Source organism: Nonomuraea sp. B5E05 (genome assembly GCF_039880665.1).
In the GTDB taxonomy this organism is placed as follows: Bacteria; Actinomycetota; Actinomycetes; order Streptosporangiales; family Streptosporangiaceae; genus Nonomuraea.
Genome location: NZ_JBDPMJ010000042.1, coordinates 42,882 through 50,943, shown reverse-complemented (window position 1 = coordinate 50,943; position 8,062 = coordinate 42,882). Strand labels below are relative to the sequence as shown.

Annotated in this window: 6 protein-coding genes and 1 pseudogene; 5 read left to right on the top strand and 2 right to left on the bottom strand. The window is 70.2% G+C overall.

Features of this window, described 5'->3' with window-relative positions; genetic code table 11:
• A pseudogene (locus ABGB01_RS42435) lies at positions 1–127 on the top strand (inositol-3-phosphate synthase); the annotation flags it as partial.
• 124 nt (positions 128–251) lie between these two features.
• Here ABGB01_RS42435 and idi read toward each other — a convergent pair.
• Complete coding sequence (idi, locus tag ABGB01_RS42430; RefSeq protein WP_347779682.1) at positions 252–836, bottom strand: isopentenyl-diphosphate Delta-isomerase; 585 nt, start codon at positions 834–836, stop codon at positions 252–254.
• Positions 837–939: 103 nt separating this feature from the next.
• Here idi and ABGB01_RS42425 point away from each other — a divergent pair, with 103 nt between their 5' ends.
• Positions 940–2,226, top strand: coding sequence for an MFS transporter (locus ABGB01_RS42425; protein ID WP_347779680.1), 1,287 nt, complete (start codon positions 940–942; stop codon positions 2,224–2,226).
• Here ABGB01_RS42425 and ABGB01_RS42420 read toward each other — a convergent pair.
• A complete protein-coding gene (locus ABGB01_RS42420; protein WP_347779685.1) occupies positions 2,206–3,606 on the bottom strand; it encodes a CCA tRNA nucleotidyltransferase in 1,401 nt (466 codons plus the stop codon). The two genes, ABGB01_RS42425 and ABGB01_RS42420, sit on opposite strands and share 21 nt — an antisense overlap.
• 143 nt (positions 3,607–3,749) lie before the next feature.
• Here ABGB01_RS42420 and ABGB01_RS42415 point away from each other — a divergent pair, with 143 nt between their 5' ends.
• Genes ABGB01_RS42415 through murJ form a run of 3 tightly spaced genes read left to right on the top strand, consistent with a single transcriptional unit; the run spans position 3,750 to position 8,013 of the window.
• Complete coding sequence (locus tag ABGB01_RS42415; protein WP_347779679.1) at positions 3,750–4,274, top strand: YbaK/EbsC family protein; 525 nt, start codon at positions 3,750–3,752, stop codon at positions 4,272–4,274.
• A 50-nt stretch (positions 4,275–4,324) separates the two neighbouring features.
• Positions 4,325–6,409, top strand: a complete 2,085-nt coding sequence (locus ABGB01_RS42410) for a DUF6049 family protein (RefSeq protein WP_347779678.1) — start codon at positions 4,325–4,327, stop codon at positions 6,407–6,409.
• Complete coding sequence (gene murJ, locus ABGB01_RS42405) at positions 6,406–8,013, top strand: murein biosynthesis integral membrane protein MurJ (protein ID WP_347622944.1); 1,608 nt, start codon at positions 6,406–6,408, stop codon at positions 8,011–8,013. The genes ABGB01_RS42410 and murJ overlap by 4 nt, the downstream gene beginning before the upstream one ends.
• Positions 8,014–8,062: the final 49 nt, after the last annotated feature.

Below are 8,062 nucleotides of genomic sequence, written 5' to 3'. Positions count from 1 at the left end.
CCGCGGCATCGCCGGACCCATCCTGTCGGCATCCTCCTACTTCATGAAGTCACCACCCGAGCAGTACTCCGACGACCAGGCCCGCGACTACGTCGAGAAGTTCATCCGCGGAGAGGTCGAGCGCTGACCCCTGACCGTCTCCAAGGCGCCGCACCCCGGAACGGGCGCGGCGCCTTCCGCGTCTCGGGCGGCGCCGAAGCGGGCGGCCCGGAGAAGGCCGTTCAGAGAGGGGCGGCCCAGAGGCGGGCGGTTCAGAGGCGGGCGGCCGGAGGAAGTTCGCCTGCGGAGGCAGGCCGCCAGGTGAGCGGGTCGGAGCCGAGCTCCGCCAGCTGCGGCACCTGCTCCCTGCACCACGGCGAGATCGCCAGCAGGCCGTTCAGCACGCCCTCCGTGAACTCCTTCCACGGCATCCACGACACCTCCCCCACCTCGTCGGGGTTGGGCACGGCGGGCGCGTCGACCGTGACCCGGAAGACCGGGCAGAGCTCGTGCTCGACGATGCCGTTGGCCATCACGGCGCGGTAGGCGAAGCCGGGCAACATCAGGTCGGCGCGCTCGGCCTTCAGCCCCAGCTCGTAGGAGAGCCGGCGCATGACCGCCTGATCCAGCGGCTCGCCCGGCAGCGGGTGGCCGCAGCAGCTGTTGGTCCAGACGCCCGGCCAGGTGATCTTGTGATCGGCCCTCCTGCTGAGCAGGACGCGGCCTTCCCGATCGAAGACGTAGCTGGAGAAGGCGAGATGGAGGGGGGTGTCGCGGGAGTGCACCGACGTCTTCGGCGCGGTGCCGAGCGCGTGGCCACTGCGATCGACCAGCACAACGTGTTCCTCAGTCGTCACGCTTCGAAGCGTACGTGATCATGTGTGCTGTGCGGAACCCGGGTCACCTGCTGGACCGGCATCCGCGCGTCCCAGGCGGCGGGCACAGGGCTAGGCTGACGGAGTGTCGTTCGTCGCCGATCTCCGCGTGGTCCTACGAGGCCGGGATTTCCGGCGCCTGTTCGGGACCCGGCTGGTCTCCCAGTTCTCCGACGGGATCTTCCAGTTCGGCGTGACCGGTTTCGCCTTCTTCAGCCCCGAGAACCAGACGACCGCGCTCGAGGTGGCCACAGGGCTGGCCGTGCTGCTGCTGCCGTACAGCGTGCTCGGGCCCTTCGTCGGCGTGTTCATCGACCGCTGGTCGCGGCGGCAGATCCTGGTCGTCGCGCCCTTCGTACGCGGTCTGCTGCTGCTCGTGGCCGCCGGGCTGATCGCCGCCGACGTACCGGATCCGCTGTTCTACGGTGCGGCGCTGCTGGTGCTCGGCGTCAACCGGTTCTTCCTGGCCGCGCTCGGCGCCTCGCTGCCGCACGTCGTCCCCCCTGAGCGGCTGATCGCGGCCAACGCGGTCACCCCCACCTCGGGGACGGTGGCCACGTTCATCGGCGCGGGCGTCGGATTCCTGCTGCGGGAGACCTTCGGCGGCGGCGACTTCGGCGTGGCGCTGCTGCTGGCCACGTCCGGCGTGGTGTTCACGCTGAGCGCGCTGGTGGCTCGGACGATGGAGCGCCAGCTCCTCGGCCCGTGGCCCGACCCCGACCAGCCGCAGGCGCGCCAGGAGCTGCGCAACGTCGTCACCGGCCTGGCCGACGGCACCAAGCACCTGCTGCGGCACCGGGTGGCCGCCGCGACGCTGGGCGCGATGGCCACGCACCGTTTCCTGTTCGGCATGTCCACCGCGCTCGGCATCATCCTCTACCGCTACTACTTCGCCGACGGCGACGCCGAGACCGCGCTGCGCGGGGTCAGCCTGGTCGTGATCGGCGCCGGCCTCGGCACCGCCCTCGCCGTGATCGTCACCCCGTACACGACCGAGTGGTTCGGGATCGAGCGGTGGGTGCAGATCGCGATGGCCGGAGCCGGGGTGCTGACGGCGGTGCTCGTGCTGCCGTTCCAGGAGTGGGGGCTGCCGGTGGCCGGGTTCGTGCTGGGCCTGGCCGGGCAGAGCGTCAAGATCTGCGCCGACACGACGGTCCAGCGCGACGTCGAGGACATCTACCGGGGCCGCGCGTTCTCCATCTACGACATGCTCTTCAACGGCATGTACGTGCTCGCCGCCGCCCTGTCGGCGGTGATCCTGCCTCCCGACGGCAAGTCGTACGCCGCCGTGCTGATCATCTCGGTCGGCTATCCCGCGGCGGCGCTCGCCTACCGGATGATCACCACCACGTCACGTGCCGAGGTCGTTTGACCTGGCCCACTCCAGCAGCGCCTCCGTGGCCGCATCCTTGCCGATCATGCCCTTGTCGAGCCTGAGATCGAGCAGGAACTTGTACGCCCGCCCCACGACCGGCCCCGGCCCCACACCGAGCACGCGCTGGATCTCGTTGCCGTCGAGCTCGGGCCGGATCTTGGCCAGCTCCTCCTCCTCGGCGAGCCTGGAGATGCGCTCCTCGAGGTGGTCGTACGTGCGCGACAGCGCCGCGGCCTTGCGTTTGTTGCGGGTCGTGCAGTCGGCCCTGGTCAGCTTGTGCAGCCGGTCGAGCAGGTGGCCGGCGTCGCGCACGTAGCGGCGCACGGCGCTGTCGGTCCACTCGCCCGTGCCGTAGCCGTGGAAGCGCAGGTGCAGCTCGACCAGCCGGGAGACGTCGGACACGACGTCCTTCGGGAACTTCAGCTCGGTCATCCGCTTCTTCGTCATCTGGGCGCCGACCACCTCGTGGTGGTGGAACGACACCCGCCCGCCCGACTCGTGGCGGCGCGTCTTCGGCTTGCCGACGTCGTGCATGAGCGCCGCCCAGCGCAGGATCCGGTCGGGCTTGCCGTCCTCCTCCTGCGCGATGGCCTGGTCGAGCACCGTCAGCGTGTGCTCGTAGACGTCCTTGTGCCGGTGGTGCTCGTCGATCTCGAGGCGCAGCTTGGGCAGCTCGGGCAGCACGTAGGTCGCCAGCCCCGTCTGGACCAGCAGCCGCAGCCCCTCGCGCGGGTGGGCGCCGCAGAGGAGCTTGTCGAGCTCGTCGCGGATGCGCTCGGCCGAGACGATCTGGATGCGGTCGGCCATCGAGGACATCGCCGCCAGCGCCTCGTCGTCCACCTCGAACCCGAGCTGCGAGGCGAACCTGGCCGCCCGCAACATGCGCAGCGGGTCGTCGCCGAAGGACCGCTCGGGAGGCCCCGGAGTGCGCAGCAGCTTGGCGCGCAGGTCGCGCAGCCCGCCGTACGGGTCGGTGAACTCGTGGCCTGGCAGCCGCACCGCCATCGCGTTGACCGCGAAGTCGCGCCGCTCCAGGTCGGCCTCCAGCGTCTCGCCGTACATGACCTCGGGTTTGCGCGACTTCGGGTCGTACGACTCGCTGCGGTAGGTCGTGACCTCGATGAGCGCGCCGCCCTTGCGCAGGCCGACGGTGCCGAAGTCGATGCCGATCGTCCACACGGAGTCGGCCCAGGGTTTGACGAGCTCCAGCACCCGCTCGGGGTGGGCGTCGGTCGTCAGGTCGAGGTCGTTGCCGATGCGGCCGAGGAGCAGATCACGTACGGGCCCGCCGACCAGGGCGAGCTCGTGGCCGTGCGCGGCGAACAGGCGGCCGAGCTCGTCGGCCGCCGGAGCGATCTTGCGGAGCAGGCCGTGCATGGCCTGCCGCTGGCTTTCGGTCAGAGTTGAGTCGGACAAACTCAGTGGGTCCTTCCGGAACATATCCCCCGAGCCACACCAGGTCCGGGTTACCTTCGGTCATGGGACCGTCGGGGGCCATGGAACGAGGTAAGGAGGACTATATGAAGGACGCCCTCGCGATCCACCGCTGGCTCCTCGCACACCAGGTCCATCATGAGATCGTACGCCTTCCGCGTCCCATGACATCCGCGGAAGAGCTGCCGAAGACGGTCTCCGCGGCGCCCGAGAGGTGCCTGATGGTCACCGTGTTCGACGTGGCCACCAGGGTCGGCCGCGAGGTCGTCATCGGGGTGACCTCCCCCGTCGCCCTTCCGCCCAGGCCAGGAGCCGTCGGCGGTCTGCTCGCGGCGCGCCAGGTGCGCTACGCCCCGGCCCACGTGGTCAACGCGGCCACCGACTACGCCGACGGGCTGGTGTGCCCGCTGCTGCTGCCGGAGTCGCTGCCCGTGTTCATCGACGACCGGCTGCGCGTGGACGAAGGACCGGTCTTCATGCCCATCGGCGAACGCCACACCGCGCTCTGCTTGCGCGCCGTTGACCTGCTGACACTCCTGCCGGGGAAGCTGGCCGACCTACGGGGCACACGCCTGAGAGGATCACGTGGGGCGGTCGCGCGGCGGCACTGAACCCGTACCATTGCGGGCGTGCGTCGTCGTACTCCAGCTCGGGCATCCGCGTGATCCGTAAGGCCACGCTGCTCGCCGTCCTCTCCGCCGCGTTGTTCGCCCCCATGGTGGCGGCGACGCCGAGCACGGCTGCCACCAGCGCGAGCAGGCAGACCGTCACCGTGTCGCTCGCGTCGATCACGCCTGACGTGCCCACCTCGCAGACCGACGAGATCAAGTTCACCGGCACGGTCCGCAACGACACCGGGGCGCCCACGCCGGCCCAGCGCGTACGCCTGCGCTACACGCCGCAGAGGCTCACCGACCGGGCCTCCATGGCCGCCTACGTGGCCGACCAGAACACCGTGACGCTCCCGGGCAACGTCTCGGCCTCCTCGGCGATGGACGTCCCGCCGCTCGCCGCCGGTGAGGAGGCGCGCTGGGAGTTCACCGCGACGCCGGTGCAGCTCGGCTACCGCTCGTTCGGGGTCTATCCGATCGCCATCGACGTGGCCCAGTACGGCGTGCCGGTCTACGCGCAGCGCACTTTCCTCACGTACGCGCCGCCCACCGTCCCCAAGCCGCCGCGCAACAAGCTGGCCATCGCCCTGCCGGTCATCGACCAGCCGCACCGGGCGACCGACGGGTCGCGGTTCGTGGACGACAAGCTGAGCCAGTCGATCGCCGGCAAGGGCCGGCTGGCCGACCTGGCCCGCATCGCGCAGGTCGCGCCCAAGACCGTCAGCTGGTTCGTCGACCCGGCGTTGCTCGACGACGTCAACATGATGAAGGGCGGCTACACGGTCAAGACGAAGGACGGCGACGAGCAGCGGCCGGCCAGCGCCGAGGCCGGCACGTGGCTGACGACCATGCGCACCTCGCTGGCCTCCTCTCCCGTGGTCGCGGTCCCCTACGCCGACCCCGACGTGACCGGGCTGGCCCACCGCGGCCTCGACGTGCAGCCCAACAGGGCCATCCAGCTGGCCGGGCAGAAGGCCAGGGAGCTGCTGGGCCGCGAGGTGAAGAGCAACGTCAACTGGCCGCCGTCGGGCCGGCTCGACCCGGACGCGCTCGACCTGCTCTCGGTCGCCGAGGCCAAGGTCGACCGGGTGCTGCTCGACGTCGGCAACCTGCCGCCGCAACCGCCCGTCACCTTCACCCCCGACGCAGCCTCCACTCTCGACTCGGTCAACGGCCCCGTCACCGCGCTCGTCGCCGACCCCCAGCTGAGTGCCCTGTTCGAGCCCGAAGGCGCCACGAGCACGCTGCTGACCACGCAGCGCTTCATCGCAGAGACGGCGATGATCTCCGCCGAGCCGGGCCAGACCAGGCCGCGGTCGCTGGTCGTCGCCCCCTCCCGGCGCTGGGACCCCGACCCGGCGCTCGTCTCCGCCCTGATGAAGACCGCGGGCCGCCTGCCGTGGCTGCAGATGACGACGCTCGAGTCGATCAAGCCGGGCAAGGCGTCGGTGCCGCGCGCCGGACTGACCTACACCGACGCCGACCGCAAGGACGAGCTGAGCGGCAAATACCTCAAGCGGGTCAAGGAAACCTGGGCACAGGCGCAGCTGACCGCCGAGATCACGACGACCAGGACGCAGTCGAGCTTCGACGCGGCCGTGCTCAGGCTCTCCTCCTCGGCCTGGCGCACCAGCTCGCGGACGGGCCGGGCGCTGACCAAGGTGGTGGGCGCGGAGGTCGAGGACCGCCTCGACAAGGTCACGGTCACCGGCCGGCCGAGCACGCTGGCCGGCAGCGACGGCGTGGTGCCCATCAGCGTGAAGAACTCCACGGGCGCCCCCATCGCCCTCTACATCGACGTCCAGTCCAACAACCGCAAGCTGCTGCAGGTGAAAGCTCAGGACGAGCTGCTCAACATCGGCGTCGGGCAGAGCGGCACGGTCCAGGTGCCGATGACCGCCACCGGCAACGGTGACGCGACGGTCACCGTGCAGCTCAAGACCACCGACGGCAAGGCGTACGGCGAGCCGGTGCGGCTGACCATCCGCACCACGGGCTACACCGGCATCGCCTCGGTGATCGTCGGAGCCGCTCTCACCGTTATGCTCGCCGCCGTGGTGACGCGGGTGCTGCGGCGACGGTCAGAACGCAAGCTCGCCCGGGCCGCCAAGAACCGGGAGGTGAGCACGGCATGAGCCGCATGCTGCGGGCCAGCGCCATCATGGCGGCGGGCACGATGGTGTCCAGGGTGACGGGTTTCGTCAGGACCATGGTGCTGGCGTACGCCATCGGCACGGCTCTGCTCGGCGACGCCTACAACGCGGCCTACGCGATCCCGTACAGCATCCTCGACCTGCTGCTGCTGGGCGTGCTGAGCAGCGTCGTGGTGCCGATGATCGTCCGGGCGCAGCAGCACGACGCCGACGGAGGACGGGCCTACGAGCAGCGGCTGCTGACGCTCGCCACGCTGGCGCTGGCCGTCATCGCGGTCGCCGCCGTTCTCGCCGCGCCGCTGCTCATCGACCTCTACACGGTGTGGGACCGGGGCAGCAGGGAGTTCGAGGTCGCGGTCATGCTGGCCCGCTTCATCCTGCCGCAGCTGGCCTTCTTCGGCATGGGCGCGGTGGCGGGCGCCATCCTCAACACCCGCGACCGCTTCGCCGCGCCCATGTGGGCGCCGGTGCTCAACAACGTCGTCGTCATCTGCGCGTTCCTTCTCTTCGCCCTGGTCAGCACCGCGAAGGGCGACATCGCCAAGGTCACCGACGGTGATCTCGTCCTGCTGGGTCTCGGCACCACGGCCGGCATCGTGGCCCAGGCGTCCGTGTTGATCGTGGCGCTCAAGCGCGCCGGGTTCTCCTTCAAGCCCCGCCTCGACCTGCGCAACGCCCGGCTGGGTGAGATGGCCAAGGCCGGCGTCTGGACGATCGGCTACACCGTCGTCACCCAGCTCGGCTTCGTGCTGACCACCAACCTGGCCAGCGCCGCGGGCTCCGTGGTGGAGGGGCACGGCATCAGCCCGTACACCCTGGCGTTCCAGCTCTTCCAGCTGCCCTACGGCGTCATCGGCGTCTCGGTGATCACGGCCATGCTGCCGCGCATGAGCAGGGCCGTCAGCGACGGGCGGTTCGACGACGTCCGCTCCGAGTTCGGGTCGAGCGTACGCCTCATCTGCTCGTTGATGGTGCCGGTGTCGCTGCTGCTCATGGTGCTCGGCCCGGCGATCACCGTGCCGATCTACGGCCACGGGGCCAACAGCGTCGCCGACGCCGTCTACATCGGCAACGTGCTGCAGGTCTACGGGCTGGCGCTGGTGCCGTTCGCGCTCTTCCAACTGCTGCTCCGGGTCTTCTACAGCTTCGGCGACACCCGCACGCCGGTGTTCGTCGGCGCGGGCACGACGGCGGTCAACGCGCTGCTCATGTGGCTGTTCTTCACGCTGCTGCCGGCGCGTTACGCCGTGATGGGGCTGGCTCTCGCGTACGCGGTCGCGTACGCGCTGGGCGCCCTGACGGCGTGGTGGCTGGCCGGCCGCCGGGTCCAGGGGCTGGGCGGATGGAGCATCGGCATGGCGCTGACGAGGATGTATCTCGCCGCTCTGCCCACCGCCGTGCTGGCACTCGGGGCGGTCTGGGTGGTCACGGGGGTCTTCGACGGGCTAGGGTTCGTCAATTCGCTGATCGTTCTGGCCGTCGGTGGCGGCCTTGGATTGATCCTCTATCTCGGCGTTGCGCACAGAATGCGCATCCCGGAGGTCAACTCCATCGTTGGGATGGTCGCGGGGCGGGTAGGTCGGTAAAGAACGCGGGCGGAATCTACTCGGCACTACCATGGAGCCCGACACGCGG

What these genes read in the sequence shown, in the direction of transcription:
- murJ (WP_347622944.1), top strand. Translation starts at nt 6,406, where the DNA reads ATGAGCCGCATGCTGCGGGCCAGCGCCATCATGGCGGCGGGCACGATG.
- ABGB01_RS42415 (WP_347779679.1), top strand. Translation starts at nt 3,750, where the DNA reads ATGAAGGACGCCCTCGCGATCCACCGCTGGCTCCTCGCACACCAGGTC.
- ABGB01_RS42420 (WP_347779685.1), bottom strand. Translation starts at nt 3,606, where the DNA reads ATGCACGGCCTGCTCCGCAAGATCGCTCCGGCGGCCGACGAGCTCGGC.